Origin of the sequence: Geodermatophilus maliterrae (assembly GCF_041018925.1) — a bacterium.
GTDB lineage: Bacteria > Actinomycetota > Actinomycetes > Mycobacteriales > Geodermatophilaceae > Geodermatophilus > Geodermatophilus maliterrae.
This window is the reverse complement of record NZ_JBFNXQ010000052.1, coordinates 1-14,393: the sequence shown is the minus strand read 5'-3', so window position 1 is coordinate 14,393 and position 14,393 is coordinate 1. Positions and strand designations below refer to the sequence as shown.

Annotated in this window: 15 protein-coding genes and 2 riboswitches; of the genes, 7 read left to right on the top strand and 8 right to left on the bottom strand. The window is 77.3% G+C overall.

Translation table 11 applies throughout. From position 1 onward, the window contains the following. Nucleotides 1-24: 24 nt before the first annotated feature. Entirely contained in the window at nucleotides 25-597 is a 573-nt protein-coding gene (locus tag ABQ292_RS15930; protein ID WP_369208097.1) for an ester cyclase, read from the top strand. Between the two features lie 27 nt (nucleotides 598-624). On the opposite strand, the gene ABQ292_RS15925 is transcribed toward ABQ292_RS15930, so the two are convergent. From ABQ292_RS15925 to ABQ292_RS15900, 6 genes are all read right to left on the bottom strand, one after another. Continuing rightward, nucleotides 625-1,260 (bottom strand): class I SAM-dependent methyltransferase, encoded by a 636-nt coding sequence (locus ABQ292_RS15925; RefSeq protein ID WP_369208095.1) that lies wholly within the window; start codon nucleotides 1,258-1,260, stop codon nucleotides 625-627. Between the two features lie 354 nt (nucleotides 1,261-1,614). Then, complete coding sequence (thiD, locus tag ABQ292_RS15920; RefSeq protein WP_369208093.1) at nucleotides 1,615-2,433, bottom strand: bifunctional hydroxymethylpyrimidine kinase/phosphomethylpyrimidine kinase; 819 nt, start codon at nucleotides 2,431-2,433, stop codon at nucleotides 1,615-1,617. After that, a complete protein-coding gene (gene thiE / locus ABQ292_RS15915) occupies nucleotides 2,430-3,062 on the bottom strand; it encodes a thiamine phosphate synthase (RefSeq protein WP_369208091.1) in 633 nt (210 codons plus the stop codon). Before thiE ends, thiD begins: the two co-directional genes overlap by 4 nt. Beyond that, nucleotides 3,059-3,829 carry a hydroxyethylthiazole kinase gene (gene thiM, locus ABQ292_RS15910; RefSeq protein ID WP_369208089.1) on the bottom strand — a complete coding sequence of 257 codons (771 nt, stop codon included), beginning with the start codon at nucleotides 3,827-3,829 and terminating at the stop codon, nucleotides 3,059-3,061. Before thiM ends, thiE begins: the two co-directional genes overlap by 4 nt. 8 nt (nucleotides 3,830-3,837) lie before the next feature. After that, a riboswitch (TPP riboswitch) is annotated at nucleotides 3,838-3,934 on the bottom strand. Further along, nucleotides 3,927-4,568, bottom strand: coding sequence for a TenA family protein (locus ABQ292_RS15905; protein WP_369208087.1), 642 nt, complete (start codon nucleotides 4,566-4,568; stop codon nucleotides 3,927-3,929). (Overlaps the previous riboswitch by 8 nt.) Further along, a complete protein-coding gene (locus tag ABQ292_RS15900) occupies nucleotides 4,565-5,146 on the bottom strand; it encodes a TenA family protein (protein WP_369208085.1) in 582 nt (193 codons plus the stop codon). Before ABQ292_RS15900 ends, ABQ292_RS15905 begins: the two co-directional genes overlap by 4 nt. A gap of 55 nt (nucleotides 5,147-5,201) precedes the next feature. Beyond that, nucleotides 5,202-5,314: riboswitch (TPP riboswitch) on the top strand. On the opposite strand from ABQ292_RS15900, the gene ABQ292_RS15895 reads away from it, so the two are divergent. From ABQ292_RS15895 to ABQ292_RS15875, 5 genes are all read left to right on the top strand, one after another. Next, the gene (locus ABQ292_RS15895; protein WP_369208083.1) at nucleotides 5,304-6,629 is read left to right on the top strand and encodes a purine-cytosine permease family protein; all 1,326 of its coding nucleotides are present in this window, start codon (nucleotides 5,304-5,306) and stop codon (nucleotides 6,627-6,629) included. Its footprint overlaps the riboswitch before it by 11 nt. Then, nucleotides 6,626-7,738: a glycine oxidase ThiO gene (gene thiO, locus ABQ292_RS15890; RefSeq protein WP_369208081.1), complete on the top strand. Its 1,113-nt coding sequence runs from the start codon at nucleotides 6,626-6,628 to the stop codon at nucleotides 7,736-7,738. The genes ABQ292_RS15895 and thiO overlap by 4 nt, the downstream gene beginning before the upstream one ends. A gap of 3 nt (nucleotides 7,739-7,741) precedes the next feature. Next, nucleotides 7,742-7,942, top strand: a complete 201-nt coding sequence (gene thiS, locus ABQ292_RS15885; protein ID WP_369208079.1) for a sulfur carrier protein ThiS — start codon at nucleotides 7,742-7,744, stop codon at nucleotides 7,940-7,942. A gap of 2 nt (nucleotides 7,943-7,944) precedes the next feature. Further along, nucleotides 7,945-8,814 (top strand): thiazole synthase, encoded by an 870-nt coding sequence (locus ABQ292_RS15880; RefSeq protein WP_438940597.1) that lies wholly within the window; start codon nucleotides 7,945-7,947, stop codon nucleotides 8,812-8,814. Continuing rightward, nucleotides 8,811-9,377, top strand: coding sequence for a thiamine phosphate synthase (locus tag ABQ292_RS15875; RefSeq protein ID WP_369208077.1), 567 nt, complete (start codon nucleotides 8,811-8,813; stop codon nucleotides 9,375-9,377). The genes ABQ292_RS15880 and ABQ292_RS15875 overlap by 4 nt, the downstream gene beginning before the upstream one ends. 3 nt (nucleotides 9,378-9,380) lie before the next feature. On the opposite strand, the gene ABQ292_RS15870 is transcribed toward ABQ292_RS15875, so the two are convergent. Next, entirely contained in the window at nucleotides 9,381-10,778 is a 1,398-nt protein-coding gene (locus ABQ292_RS15870; RefSeq protein ID WP_369208075.1) for a uracil-xanthine permease family protein, read from the bottom strand. A 210-nt stretch (nucleotides 10,779-10,988) separates the two neighbouring features. Between ABQ292_RS15870 and ABQ292_RS15865 the strand changes: the two genes are divergently transcribed. After that, nucleotides 10,989-11,411, top strand: coding sequence for an ATP-binding protein (locus ABQ292_RS15865; RefSeq protein ID WP_369208073.1), 423 nt, complete (start codon nucleotides 10,989-10,991; stop codon nucleotides 11,409-11,411). An 84-nt stretch (nucleotides 11,412-11,495) separates the two neighbouring features. On the opposite strand, the gene ABQ292_RS15860 is transcribed toward ABQ292_RS15865, so the two are convergent. Continuing rightward, complete coding sequence (locus ABQ292_RS15860) at nucleotides 11,496-13,577, bottom strand: SpoIIE family protein phosphatase (protein WP_369208071.1); 2,082 nt, start codon at nucleotides 13,575-13,577, stop codon at nucleotides 11,496-11,498. Nucleotides 13,578-14,393: the final 816 nt, after the last annotated feature.

Below are 14,393 nucleotides of genomic sequence, written 5' to 3'. Positions count from 1 at the left end.
AGCTTCTGGTGGAAGGATACGGACATGGACCTCGCGGCACAGGGTCGCCGGGCGTACCGGGCGATCGAGACCGGCGACCTGGGCGACGTGGCCGACTACATCGCCCCCGGGTGGACCAACCGGGAGGCCGTCGCCGAGCCCCCGGCGGCGCGGGCGCGCGGACCTCAGGCGTTCGCGGCCACCGTCCGGTGGCTGCACACCGGCTTCTCCGAGCTCCGGCTCGACGAGCACGAGGCGGTCGTCGCCGGTCGCACGGTGGTGTCCGCCGTGACCATGAGCGGCCGGCACACCGGCCCGCTCGTGCTCCAGGACGGCGGCGTGCTCCGGGTGGCGCCTCCCGGCGGACGGCGCTTCACGGTGGAGCACGTGCACTGGAGCACGTTCGACGAGGAGGGCCGGGCGGTCAGCCACGCCGCCCGCCGCGACGACCTCGGCCAGGTGACCCAGCTCGGCCTGCTGCCCCCGACGCCGGGCGCGCTGCTGCGCAGCCTGCTGTGGGCGGTCACCGGTCGCTCCGCCGCCGCCCGCCGCGCCTTCGTCGCCACCTCCGGCGACCTCCCGGCGTCCGCGCCTCGCCCGCGGGCGACGACCGGCTGACGCCCCCTCGAGGTCCGCGTCCGGCCGTCAGGCGACCGCCACGCCCAGCACGTGCGGGCTGGCCGGCACCCGGACGGCCAGCTCCGGGAAGTCGAAGCGCCGCACCCGCTGCACGGCGAAGCCGGCGCGCTCCACGTCGCCGAGCGGGTCGGTGGCGGTGTGGCAGCCACCGGCGAGCAGCGGCCAGAGCGTCGCGTCCGCGATCCGCTGGACGACGCGCAGCCGGCGGTCCTCGGCGATGGTGTGCTCGAGGAAGCGCAGCTCACCGCCCGGCCGGAGCACCCGCCGCAGCTCACCGAGCGCCGCGGCCCGGCCGCGGACGCTGCACAGCACCAGGCAGAGGACGGCGACGTCGGCCGACCCGCTCTCGACCGGCAGCTGCTCGGCCGTGCCGGCGCGCACCTCCACCGCGACCTGGGCCTCCGGCGCGGCGTGCTCGGCCGCGGCCCGCAGCGTCGGCTCCGGCTCGACCGCGACCACGCGGGTCACCGTCTCCGGGTAGTGACCGAAGTTCAGCCCGTCGCCGCACCCGACCTCGACGACCACCCCGCGCGCCCCGGCGAGCAGCTCGCGGCGGAGACCGGCCATCCCGACCTCCTCCATCCGGGGGCTGAGCCTCCGGTACCAGCGGCTGAAGAGGGGGCGCGGCAGGTCGGTGACCACGCGGGCACCGTCCCGGGGACGGCGGACGGCGTCAAGCGGGTGGCCGCCGCTCCGCGCACCGACGCCGCCGCGCGACGGGAGCGACGGCGGGCTCGTCGGGCTCGTGTTCCGGTGCGACGCGCTGGTTGACTCGTCCCATGGTCGCGCCACTGCCGGAACCGGAACCGAGCATCGATCCCGATGAGCCCGTGCCCGACGACCCGGGCGAGCTGCTCCCCGACGCACCGGAGCCCCTGCCGCCCGCGCCCGTCGAACCGACACCGGACGATCCCGGCGGCGACCCCGGCGGCGTGCCCGAGCCCGCCTGATCCGCGGGCCGCCGCCTGCCGGTCGGGGTGCAGCCGGCGCGAGGGGTCAGCTGTCCCAGATGCCGGCGAAGTGGTGCACCGGGCCGTGGCCGGAGCCGATGCCGAGCGACTCCCCGGCCGCCAACATCCGCTGCAGGTGGTCGCGCGCCCGCTCGACCGCCGGCTCCCAGTCCCCCGGCCCGCCGACACCGCGCGCCACGAGCGCGGCGATCGCCGACGACAGCGTGCAGCCGGTGCCGTGCGTCGCGGCGGTGTCCACCCGGGGCCGCCGGGTGACGACGACGCCGCCGGCGGTGGCGAGCACGTCGACGCTCTCGGTACCGCCCAGGTGCCCGCCCTTGAGCAGCACCGCGCCGGGACCGAGCTCGAGCAGCGCCCGCGCCTGGCCGGGCAGCTCGTCGACCGTGGTCGCCGGCGCCACGTCGAGCAGCGCCGCGGCCTCCGGCACGTTCGGCGTCACCAGGTCGGTGACGGGCAGCAGGTCGGTGCGGACGGCGGCGATCGCGTCGTCGTCGACCAGCCGGTCGCCGCTGGTCGCCACCATGACCGGGTCGCAGACCACCGGTCCCGCGGCGCGGCCGGCCAGCGCGGCGGCCACCTCGCGGGCGACGTCGGCGGTGCCGAGCATCCCGGTCTTGGTGGCGTGCACGGTCACGTCGTCGAGCAGCGTGGCGATCTGCTCGCGCACGAACGCGGCCGGCACCGGGTGCACGCCGGTGACGCCGCGGGTGTTCTGCGCGGTCAGCGCGGTGAGGACCGCGGTGCCGTAGGCGCCCAGCGCGCTGAAGGTCTTGAGGTCGGCCTGGATCCCGGCGCCGCCGCTGGGATCGCTGCCGGCCACGGTCAGGGCGACGGCGGCGGTCACCGGGCACCCCGCAGGGCACGGGCCGCGGCGGCGGGGTCGGGCGCCGCGCAGACCGCTGACACCACGCAGATGCCGTCCACGCCGGTCACCAGCGCCGCCCGCTCGGCGGAGATCCCCCCGATCGCCACCGACCGCAGCCCGCCGGCCGCCGCCTCCGCCGCCAGCGCGGCCACCCCTCCGGGGCCGAGCCCCGTCCCGGCATCGGGCTTGGTCGGCGTCGTCCACACCGGCCCGATGCCGACGACGTCGACCGTGCCCGGCGGCAGTGCCAGCGCGACCGCCAGCTCGTCGTCGTCCCCGGTGGACAGGCCGAGCAGCCGGTCGGGGCCGATCAGCGCACGCACCTCGGCCGGCGGCAGGTCGTCCTGGCCCACGTGCACGCCGTCCGCGCCGGCCAGCAGGGCGACGTCGACCGCGTCGTTCACGAACAGCGCCACACCCGGGTCCAGCACCGCACGTACCGCGAGCGTCAGCTGGTACAGCTCCCGTCGCGACGCCGTCTTGTCCCGCACCTGGACCGCGGTCACCCCGCCGGCCACGGCGGCCCGGACGACGTCGGGCACGGAGCGCGGCGCCGACAGCGCGGTGTCGGTGACCAGGTACAGCGTCGGGTCGAACGCCGGCCTCACGCGGTCACCTGCGCCGGCCCCAGGTCGGTCACCGCGTCGAGCGCGTCCAGCCACAGCGGGGCGAAGGTGCCCGGCCCGGCGGCGACGGCGGCCGCGGCCTCGGCGGCCAGCGCGACGTGCGCGTGCGCGGCGACCGCGCCGGTCAGCGGGTCGCCGGTGGCGGCGACGTAGGCGGCCACCAGCGCACCGAGCGCGCAGCCGGCGCCGGTGGTGCGGGTGAGCAGGGCAGAGCCGCCGCCCACGCGCACGGTGCGGGACCCGTCCGTCACGACGTCCACCTCGCCGCTGACCGCGACCACCCCGCCGGTGCGCCCGGCCAGCGCGACGGCGGCCTCCAGCGCGTCGTCGGCCGCCGCCGTGGAGTCCACCCCGCGCCCGCCGGACCCGGTGCCGGCCAGCGCCATGACCTCGCTCGCGTTGCCGCGGACCACCGCCGGCCGCGACCCGAGCAGCTCGGCGGCCAGGTCGGTGCGGAAGGCCAGCCCGCCGACGGCGACCGGGTCGAGCACCCACGGCGTCCCGGCCTCGGCGGCCGAGGCCGCGGCCAGGCGCATGGCCCGCGCGGTGCGCTCGTTGACGGTGCCGACGTTGACCAGCACCGCCGAGGCCACGGCGGCGAAGCCCTCGGCCTCCAGCGGCTCGTCGACCATCGCCGGTGCCGCGCCGACGGCGAGCAGCGCGTTGGCGGTGAGCGTCTGCACGACCGTGTTGGTCAGGCAGTGCACGAGCGGGGCGGCGCTGCTCAGCGCCGATCGGGCAGCGGTCAACGCACCGGCATCCATCGCCGTGACATCCCTTCGCCAGCATGACCTGGACAGGTTCGACGGGTGTGTTCTCAGCCCGCCGGACGGCGGACACCCCGAGTCACTGGTCCGTGAAGGTACTCCAGGCCGCCGGGGCCCAGGCGGCGGTGAAGAAGCCGAGCTCCAGCTCCATCGCCCGCCGGTAGGCCCGCCGGACGCCGGGGGTGTCGGCGGCCAGCCGGTCGAGCAGCGCCTCCAGCGTGGCGGCCAGCTCCGCGAAGCCCGGGTCGGCGTAGGTGTCCACCCACTCGCGGTAGGGCCCGGCCGCACGCGGGACCAGGGCCTGCCCGAGGTGCGCGTAGAGGCGCATGCACGGCGTCATCGCCGCGCAGACCTCGCCCACGTCGCCCAGCGCGGCGGTCGCCAGCAGGAAGTCGGTGTAGGCGAGCGTCGCCGGCGCGGGCGAGACGGCGGCCAGGTCGATGCCCCAGCGGGCCGCGTAGCCGTCGTGCAGCCGCAGCTCCTCCCGGACGCCGGCCAGCAGGTCGGCGAAGGCCTCCAGCGTCGGGCGGTCGCGGCTGTGCGCCACCCCGAGCGCGTAGGCGCGGGCGAAGGCCTCGAGGAAGAACGCGTCCTGGGCGACGTAGCCGGCGAAACGCTCGCGCGGCAGCGTGCCGTCGGCGACGCCGGTGACGAACGGGTGCGCGAGCGCGGCGGCCGCCAGGTCGGCGCTCCCGGCCCACAGCTCGGCGGAGAGCGTCACGCGTCCAGCGCCATCTGCCAGAACGCCGTCTCCGCGGCGACCACCTCGAGGAAGACGGCGTCGTCGGCGTCCCCGGTCACCGCCTCCAGATCCGCCACGTACGCGGCGAACGCCGGCACCGTCCAGTGCTCGACGAACTCGCGGTACCCCGGGGCGCCGGGCCGCGCGGACGACCACGCGTCGAGGTAGGTCCGCTCGATCGTCCACAGCGCCGTCAGGGCGGTCGCCGGGTCGGCGGCGTCCAGCCGTTCCAGCACGGCCGCGTACGCGACGGTGGCCGGCAGCCGGGCGGCGGCGAGGTCCAGCCCGCGGGCGGCCGCTTGCTCGGTGAACCAGGCCAGCTCCTCGACGAGCGCGACGCACCCGCCGGCCAGCACCGCCGACGCCGAACGGGGGGCGCGGGCCAGCAGCCGGGCCTGGAAGCGCAGCAGGTCGGCGACGAAGTGCGCGTCCTGCACCAGCCAGGTGTCGAAGGCCCCGGCGGGCAGCGTGCCGTCGCGGACGGCGTCGAGGAACGGGTGGGCGGTGGCGCGACGCCAGGCGTCGGCGTGGCGGGTGAGCAGCTCGGCGACCGGCACGGCGGGCGACCCTACGCGCGGCCTGCGGCGGTCCGCGCGTCGTGCGTATGGTGGCTCCGCCGTGTGCGGGAGCTCGGGGCAACCGGGCTGAGAGGGCAGCTGAGCGCGCTGCCGACCGCTGGAACCTGACCGGGTAATGCCGGCGTAGGGAGCAGCCATGAGCACGTCGGACGTCCGCACCCCCGATGCACCCCTCACCCTGGAACAGGCACCCGCGCGCACGCTGGGCCTCGGCGAGTCCCTCGGCCTGTGGGCCAACCTCGGCGTCAGCGTGCTGCTGCCGGTGGCCGCGGTGTTCGTCGTCCTGCCCGGGCGGCCGCTGTGGGTGACCGTCGCGGCGATCGTCGTCGGCGCGGTCGTCGGCGCGACGCTGCTCGGGCTGGTCGCCGCGGCCGGCGCGCGGGAGAGCGTCCCGGGGATGGTCCTGCTGCGCGGGCTGCTGGGCCGGCGCACGTCCTGGCTGCCGACGGCGTTCAACCTCGTCCAGTGCGTCGGCTGGGCGACCTTCGAGATCGTGGTCATCGCCGAGGCCACCGCCCGCGTGCTCGACGCGCCGCGCTGGCCGTTCGTCGTCGCCGCCGGGGTGCTGGCCACCGCGATGGCGCTGCGCCCGCTCGGCGTCGTCCGGGTGCTGGCGCGCTACGCGGTGTGGGCCGCGCTGGCCGCCGTCGTCCACCTCTTCGTCGGGGTGCTCCGCGAGCCGCTGCCGCCGATCGAGGGCGGCGGGGCGACGTCGTTCTGGACGGCGGCCGACATCGTCATCGCGCTGCCGGTGTCGTGGCTGCCGCTGGCCGCCGACTACACCCGCCACGCGCGCAGCGCCCGCGCCGCCGGCGTCGGCTCGGCGGTCGGCTACGGCCTGGCCACCGTGGTCATGTTCGTGCTGGGCGTGCTGGCCCTGGCCGCGTACGGCGCGGCCGGGTTCGACGTCATCGACGCGCTGCTGGCCGTCCCGCTCGGCGCGGTGGCGGTGCTCGTGCTGGTGTCCGTCGAGCTCGACGAGGCCTTCGCCAACCTCTACTCGACGGCGGTGTCGGCGCAGAACGTCGTCGCCCGGCTCGACCGGCGGGTGCTCGCGGTGGCCGTCGGCGCGCTGGCCACGCTGCTGGCGCTGAGCTTCGACATCGCCGCCTACGAGCCGTTCCTCTTCCTCATCGGCGCGGTCTTCGTGCCGCTGGCCGGCGTGCTGATCCTGACCTACTGGACCACCCCGCGCGGGCGCTGGGACACCTCCGACACCGCCCCCGCCCGCCCGCTGCTGCTCCTGCCGTGGCTGGCCGGGTTCGTCGCCTACCAGCTCACCCTGCCCACCTACTTCCCCGGCCCGGGTGCCGGCTGGACGGCGTGGTGGGCGGCGCGGCAGGCCGACCTCGGCATCGACCCGGCCAACGGCTGGTCGGCCTCGCTGGTCGGGCTGGCCGTCGCCGTCGTCCTCACCCTGCCGGTGGTGCTGACCGGCCGCCGGCGGGCGGCGCTGCGGTGACCGACGTCGCCGTCGCCGGGGGCGGGCTGATCGGGCTCTCCGTCGCCTGGCGGGCCGCCCGCCGCGGGCTGTCGGTGACCGTCGTCGACGACGCCCCGGGCACCGGCGCCTCGGCCGCCGCGGCCGGGATGCTCGCGCCGGTGACCGAGGCCGGCTACCGCGAGGAGCCGCTGCTGCGCCTGGGCCTGGCCTCGCTGCAGCGCTGGCCGGCCTTCGCCGCCGAGCTCGAGTCCGCCGCCGGCCGGCCGGTGGGGCTGCGCACCGTGGGCACGCTGGTCGTCGGCTTCGACGACGACGACGTCCGCGAGCTCGACGCGCTGCACGCCTTCCAGCTCGAGCTGGGGCTGGCCGCCGAGCGGCTGACCCCGCGGGCCGCCCGCCGCCGCGAGCCGTCGCTGACCCCGCGGGTGCGCGGCGGGCTGCTGGTGTCCGGCGACCACTCCGTCGACGGCCGCGCCGTCCACGCCGCCCTGCTCGCCGCCGCGGAGGCGACCGGCGTCGAGCTGGTGCGCGACCGCGTCGAGGAGCTGGTGGTCGACGGCGGCCGGGCGGCGGGGCTGCGGCTGGCCGGCGGGCGCACGGTCGCGGCGGGCAGCGTCGTCCTGGCGCTCGGGGCGCGCAGCGGGCAGCTGCCCGGCATCCCGCCGCTGCCGGTGCGGCCGGTGAAGGGGCAGATCCTGCGGCTGGCCGGCGCCGACGGGCTGCTCGACGGCACCGTGCGGGCGCTGGTGCGCGGCCGGCAGGTCTACCTCGTGCCCTACGGCGGGGACCGGCTGGTCATCGGGGCCACCACCGAGGACCGCGGCTTCGACCCCACCGTCACCGCCGGCGGGGTGCACGACCTGCTGCACGACGCGATCGACGTCGTCCCGGGGATCACCGAGCTGGAGCTGGTGGAGACGCTGGCCCGCTGGCGGCCCGGGACGCCGGACAACGCGCCGCTGCTGGGTCCCTCGTCGTTGCCCGGGCTGGTGCTGGCCACCGGCCACCACCGCAACGGAGTGCTGCTCACCCCGGTGACCGCCGAGGCGGTCGCCGACCTGCTGGCCGGTGGCGCGCTGCCCGAGGTGGCCGCCCCGTTCTCCGCCGACCGGTTCCGGAGGGACTGACCGATGCAGGTGACCGTCAACGGCGAGGCGGCCGAGCTGGCCGACGACGCCACCGTGGCCGACCTGGTGGCCGCCCGCGCCGGCGGCCACGACCGGGTGGCCGTGGCGCGCAACGGCGACGTCGTCCCCCGCAGCAGCTGGACGGCGACCCGGCTGGCCCCCGGCGACGCCGTCGAGGTGCTCGCCCCCACCGCAGGAGGATGACCGTGTTGAAGGACCCCCTTGCCCCCCACAGCTCGCAAGCTCGCAGCGGGCCCCTGCAAGGGGGCCTGCCGGACCTGGTTCCCGCGCTCGCGCGCGAGGAGGCCGGCGACCCGTTCGTGCTGGGCGGGGAGACCTTCACGTCCCGGCTGCTGCTCGGCACCGGCGGCGTGCCGAGCCTGGAGGCGCTCGAGGCCGCGGTGCGCGCCTCGGGCACCCAGCTGGTCACCGTGGCGCTGCGCCGCGTCGAGGCATCGGCGTCCGGCTCGATGATGGACGTGCTCGACCGCTGCGGCGTCCGGCTGCTGCCCAACACCGCGGGCTGTCAGACCGCGCGCGAGGCCGTGCGCACCGCCCGGCTGGGCCGGGAGGCGTTCGGCACCGACTGGGTCAAGCTCGAGGTGATCGGCGACGAGCACACGCTGCTGCCCGATGCCGTGGAGCTGCTCGACGCCGCCGAGCAGCTGGTGGCCGAGGGCTTCACCGTGCTCGCCTACACCACCGACGACCCGGTGCTCGGCCGCCGGCTGGCCGACGCCGGCTGCGCCGCGGTGATGCCGCTGGGTTCCCCGATCGGCAGCGGCCTGGGCATCCGCAACCCGCACAACATCGCGCTGCTGCGCGAGGCCGTCACCGTGCCGGTCGTGCTCGACGCCGGCATCGGCACCGCCTCCGACGCCGCGCTGGCCATGGAGCTCGGCTGCGACGCCGTCCTGCTGGCCTCAGCGGTGACCCGTGCCCGCGACCCCGAGCGGATGGCGCTGGCCATGCGGCAGGCCGTGGAGGGCGGGCGGCTGGCCAAGCTGGCCGGCCGGATCCCGCGCCGCTGGCACGCCGAGGCCTCGACGTCGTTCGAGGGGCTGCCCGAACTGTGAGGCTGCCGCGGCTGGTCGTCGTCACCGACCGGACGCAGGCGGCCGGGCCGCTGGCCGACGTCGTCACCGCCGCCGTGGACGCCGGCGCCCGCGCCGTGCTGCTGCGGGACCGGGACCTCGCGGAGGACGACCGCGCCGCGTTGACCGCCGACCTGCGGGCGGTGCTCGACCCGGTGGGCGGGCTGCTGGTCGTCGCCGGCGCCACCGGGGACGCCGTCCACCTGGCCGCCGCCGAGCCGTTCCCCGCCGTCCGGCCCCGGCTGGTCGGGCGGTCCTGCCACTCGGCGGCGGAGCTGACCCGCGCCCGGGAGGAGGGCTGCGACTGGGCGTTCCTCTCCCCCGTCGCCCCCACCGCCTCCAAGCCCGGCTACGGTCCGGCGCTCGGCGTCGAGGGGTTCGCCCGGCTGGCCTCCCTCGGCCCACCGCCGTACGCCCTGGGCGGCGTCGTCCCCGCCGACGTCCCCGCCCTGCTGGCCGCCGGGGCCCACGGCGTGGCCGTCATGGGCCCGGTCATGCGCGACCCGTCCGTCGTCCGGGAGTACCTGACCGCCCTGGGCCCCTGAGGATCAGCCGGCCGCCGGCCGCTGCTCGGCCACGACGTCGGCGACGACCACCTCCGCCGGCGACGACGGCTCGCCGGCGCCCTCGCGGCCCGGCAGCACCAGGTTCAGCACCACGGCGACGACGGCCGCGACGACGATGCCGGAGTCGAACAGCGCGCCCCACTGACCGGTGACCCGGTCGACGGCGTCCGGCGCCGACGCGATGCCCCGGCCCAGCGCCAGCGACAGGGCGACGATCAGCAGCGCCCGGGTGTCGAGGCCGTCCTCCACCAGCATCTGGACGCCGATCGCGCACACCATGCCGAACAGCACGAGCACGCCGCCGCCGAGCACCGCAGGCGGGATCGCGGCCAGCACCGCGGCGACTTGCGGCAGCAGCGAGAGCCCGACCAGCACCAGCGCGCCGATGGTCACCACGTGCCGGCTCATCTGCTTCGTGAGCGCGACCAGGCCGATGTTCTGGCTGAACATCGTCGTCGGCAGGGCGCCGAACACGCCGCCGAGGACCGCGCTGCCGCCCTCGGCGAGGATGCCGCCGCGCAGCTCACGGCGGGTGGCCGGCCGCCCCGCGCCGCCCTCGGTGACCGCGTGCACGGTGCCCACGGAGTCGACCGTGTTGACCACGCCGACGACGGCCATCGACAGCACCGCGACGAGCGGGAAGGACACGCCGAACTCGAACGGCGTGGGCAGCGCCACCAGCGGCCGGTCGCCGGCACCGGAGAGGTCGAGCAGGCCGAGGGGGATCGACACGAGGTAGCCGACGACGACGGCGACGAGCACCGACGCGGTGCACAGCAGCCCGCGGCAGAACTGGTTGAGCACCACGGTGAGCACGAGGACCAGCGCGGCCACACCGAGGTTCACCGGCGAGCCGAAGTCGGGCGAGCCCACCCCGCCGGCGGCCAGGTCGACGCCGCTGGGCAGCAGGCCCAGGCCGATCACCAGGATGATCGTGCCGGTCACGACCGGCGGGAACAGGCCGGCCACCCGGTGGATGCCGAGCGCGATGGCCACCTGCACGGCCGCGGTGACCAGCACGCCCCCGAGGACGGCCGAGAGCCCGTGCTCCCCGGCCAGCGGGACGGCGACGGCGATGAACGCGAATCCCGAGCCCATCATCAGCGGCAGCCGGCTGCCGACCGGCCCGATGCCCACGGTCTGCAGCAGCGTGGCCAGCCCGGCGCACAGCAGCGCGGCCTGCACCAACAGCGTCGCCTCCCCGGTGGTGGCGCCGATGACGCCGGCCAGCAGGACGGCCGGCGTCAGGTTCGAGGTGAACATCGCCAGCACGTGCTGCAGGCCCAGCGGGACGGCGACGCCCCACGGCGGCCGGCCGTCGGGGTCGGCCGGGTCGGTGCGGGCGGGCGGGGTGGTGCGGGACCGGGTCGACAGGGCCATCACTGCACTCCAGGGCCGGGCGGGCGGGTACCCCGGAGAGGGTGCGCGCCCGGTGTTCCGGGACCGTGTCGGCTCCGTGACGACGCGTCGCGGTCACCGGTCCTGTGACCCGGGTCGCAGTCACGTTTGGGGCGACCCCTGCCGAGTCATACGCAGGTGTTCGACATCCACCCCGGACCGGGGACTCGACGGGCGAGGAGACACGGGGTGATGCGCGGATCCGCCGGGCTCGGCTGGCCCGCGGCGTCGCCTCCCCCCGCGCACGACGGCCTGGTGTGGCAGCTCTCGGACGTCACCGAGCTGCCCCGGGTCCGTGCCGAGGTGCGCCGCTGCCTCGACGCCGGCGGACCGGCCGACCTGCGCGACCGGCTGCTGCTGGTGCTCGACGAGATGGCCTCCAACGCGCTGCGCCACGGCGGCGGCCGCGTGCAGGCCGCCGTCCGCCGCACCGGGGACGCCATCCTGGTCGCCGTCTCCGACGGTGACACCCGCACCCCTCCCACGCCGGCGGTGGACCGTGACCCCAGCGAGGGCGGTCTGGGTCTCTACCTCATCGCCGAGCTGTCGACGTCCCACGGCTGGTGGGTCGACGGCGACGCCAAGACCGTCTGGGCGGTCCTCCGTCCCGGCTGACGGCGGCCCCCTCGTGAGGTGCTGGAACGGCCCTCCTGCAGGGTCCCGCCGCGAGCTCCCGAGTGGGGAGGCATGAGGGCCCTCCTACTGCGGGTGAAGGCGGATGGCGACCAGCGCCACGTCGTCCTGCAGGCCCTCGGGGCGCAGGCGGGTGACCAGCGCGTCGCAGAGCCGCTCCAGCGCGAGGCCGGCGAGCTGGGCCAGCGCCGTCCGCAGCCGGTCGGTGCCGTCGTCGAGCAGGAGGTCGCGGCCCTCGACCAGCCCGTCGGTGTAGAGCAGCAGCGTCGAGCCGCGGCGCACCTCCACGGCCGACGACGTCCGCCGCGCGCCCGGGTCGACGCCCAGCATCAGCTCCCCGCGCCCGCCGCCCAGCGTCTGCACGGCGCCCTCGGGGGTGAGCACCAGCGGCGCGGGGTGCCCGGCGTTCGACCAGCGCAGCGTGGTGCGGCCGGCCGCGCGCTGCTCCGGCGTCTGCTCGACGCGCGCGACCACCGCCGTCGCCATGGTGGGCATGCCCAGCGCGTCGATGGCCGCGTCGAGCTCGCCGAGGACCGCGGCCGGCGGCACGTCGCCGCGGTAGGCGATGCCGCGCAGCATGCCGCGCAGCTGGCCCATCGCCGCGGCCGCCTCGGTGTCGTGGCCGACGACGTCGCCGATCACCAGCACCGTCGCGCCGTCGGGCTGCAGGAAGGCGTCGTACCAGTCACCGCCGACCTGGGCCGCCTGCACCGCCGGCTGGTAGCGGACGACGATCTCGGCGTGGTCGGGCTGCGGCGGTGCGGTGAGCATGCTGCGCTGCAGTGCCTCGGCCAGCCGGCGCTGCTGGTCGAACAGGCGGGCGTTGTCCAGGGCCAGCGCGACGCGGTCGGCCACCTCGCGGGCGGCCGCGACGTCGTCGGCGTCCGCGGCCGGCCGGTCGTCGCCGCGGTAGAGGCTCAGCGCGCCGAGCGTCCGCCCGCGGGCCAGCAGCGGCAGGGTGACCGCCGAGCGCGGCGCCAGCGCGTCGAAGACCTCCCGCACCTCGCCCTCGGGCAGGGTCGGCCGGATGACCGCGCGGACGTCGGCCACGGTGAGCAGCTGCCCGGACTCCAGTGCCCGCAGCACCGGCGCGTCCGGGGCGACGGAGGCCAGCCGCAGGCCCGCGTAGGTGGCGGCGGCCGGGCGCAGCGCCGGGTCGCGGTGCCAGCTGGCGACGTCGCGCATCCGGCCGTCGGCCCCGGTGGCCAGCGTGAGGATCACCCAGTCGCCGAGCACCGGGACGACGGCCTCGGCGACCCGCTGCAGCGCGGCCTCCTCCGCCGCGGCCGACCCCAGCGAGGCCGACATCAGCGCGCTCACCTCGGCGAGCAGGGCCAACCGGGCGGCGCTGTCCCGGGCACGCTGCTCGGCGCCGCGGCGCTCGGTGACGTCGAGGAAGGAGACCGACAGCCCGTCGGGGCCCGGCCAGGCGCGGATCTCGTACCAGGCGTCCAGCGGCGGCGGGTGGTGGGCCTCGAAGACCCGCTCCTCGCCGGTCTCGACCGCGCCGCGGTAGTGGACCTCGAAGTCCGTGCCGACGGCGGCCGGGAACAGCTCCCACAGGACGCCGCCGAGCACCTCCTCCCGCGAGCGGCGCAGGACCCGCTCGGCCTCGGCGTTGACGTAGGTGAAGCGCCACGCCGGGTCGAGGGTGAAGAAGGCCGAGCGCATGGTCTCGAGCACCCGGGCCACACGGGCGTCGTCCCCGCCCACCCGGGTCGTGTCGATGCCCGCGCCGAGCAGCCGCACCGGCGCGCCGCGGTCGTCGGCCAGGGCGCGGCCGCGCCCCTGCACCCAGCGGAGCTCGCCCGAGGGCAGCACGACCCGGAACTCCGCGGAGTACTCACCGCAGGTGTCGACGGCGCCCTGCAGGGCCTGCAGCGTGCGCTCGCGGTCCTCCGGGTGGACCCGCGCGGCGAAGGCGTCGATCGTCCCGCCGAACTCCCCGGACTCGTAGCCGAAGAGGGCCAGCATCTGGTCGTCCCAGGTCAGCCGCCCGGTGACGAGGTCCCAGTCGAAGCTGCCGATGCCGGCGGCGTCGATGGCCAGCTCGACGCGCAGCCGACTGACCTCGGCGTCGGTCAGGGCCGGCAGCCGGCCGTCGGGAGCGGTCCCCGGCGACCGCGGTCGCTGCTCGGGGACGATCACGCGGGGCTGGTCCCTCTCGTACGGGGGCAACGGGTCGGCGTCCTTTGTCTCACGCCCGGAGGGTGCGCTTCCACCCGGTGTGCCGGAGACGACAGTCGGTCACGGACGCACGGGAGCCCCGGGTGGGAGCGAGCCGGCCCCTGGACGCCGGACGGGCGCCCCCGCGGCCCGGCTCCGGCGGCGGTGCCGGAGCGGACTCGTCGGGAGCGCCCGTCGAGGGTCGTGACGCGCGGCGCCCGCGGGAGCGGGACGCACCGTCGTCGCCGGTGCCGGCGGCGCCGGGCCTGGTGGACCGCGGCCGGTCGACTGCGCGCTGCACCTCGGCTCGGCCCGGAGGGCCGGCACCGGTCCCTCGGCGCCCGATCTGGCCAGGTCGTGCTCGGTCGGAGACCCGGGAGGGGGGTTCCCTCCCCGGGCACCGGCAGGGCCTGGGGGTCGCCTCCCGTCAGCAGCCGCTGCCGGCGGACCGCGCCGCATCGTCCGTCTGCGCCTCCCGGGAGGGACCGCGCGCCGTCCTTCGAGAGGAACGGCCGGCGGAGGGTCGAGGCGAGAACCGTCGTGCGGAGGGGTCTGTCGGCGGCGGGGTGCCGCGGGGAGGGCCAGTGGGCGGCCGCGAGCGGCCGGGAGGTGGAGCTGCGCACGGACCGGACCGGCGGTCCCGGCCACCCGTGGGGGAAGTGGTGGCCGGGCCCGTCGACCTCGTCGGCGAGGCGTCGGACGGCGTCCCCGCGGAGGGGGCGCGCTACGGGTCAGTCGGGGGCGGGGGCGGCCGGGGGGAACCCCGGGCCGCGATCGGTACCGGGTCGCCCCGGGCCC

Bases quoted from the DNA above. Each gene is read 5' to 3' on its own strand.
- ABQ292_RS15930 (WP_369208097.1), top strand. From the start codon at position 25: ATGGACCTCGCGGCACAGGGTCGCCGGGCGTACCGGGCGATCGAGACC.
- ABQ292_RS15895 (WP_369208083.1), top strand. From the start codon at position 5,304: ATGAGCACGTCGGACGTCCGCACCCCCGATGCACCCCTCACCCTGGAA.
- thiS (WP_369208079.1), top strand. From the start codon at position 7,742: ATGCAGGTGACCGTCAACGGCGAGGCGGCCGAGCTGGCCGACGACGCC.
- ABQ292_RS15870 (WP_369208075.1), bottom strand. From the start codon at position 10,778: ATGGCCCTGTCGACCCGGTCCCGCACCACCCCGCCCGCCCGCACCGAC.
- ABQ292_RS15865 (WP_369208073.1), top strand. From the start codon at position 10,989: ATGCGCGGATCCGCCGGGCTCGGCTGGCCCGCGGCGTCGCCTCCCCCC.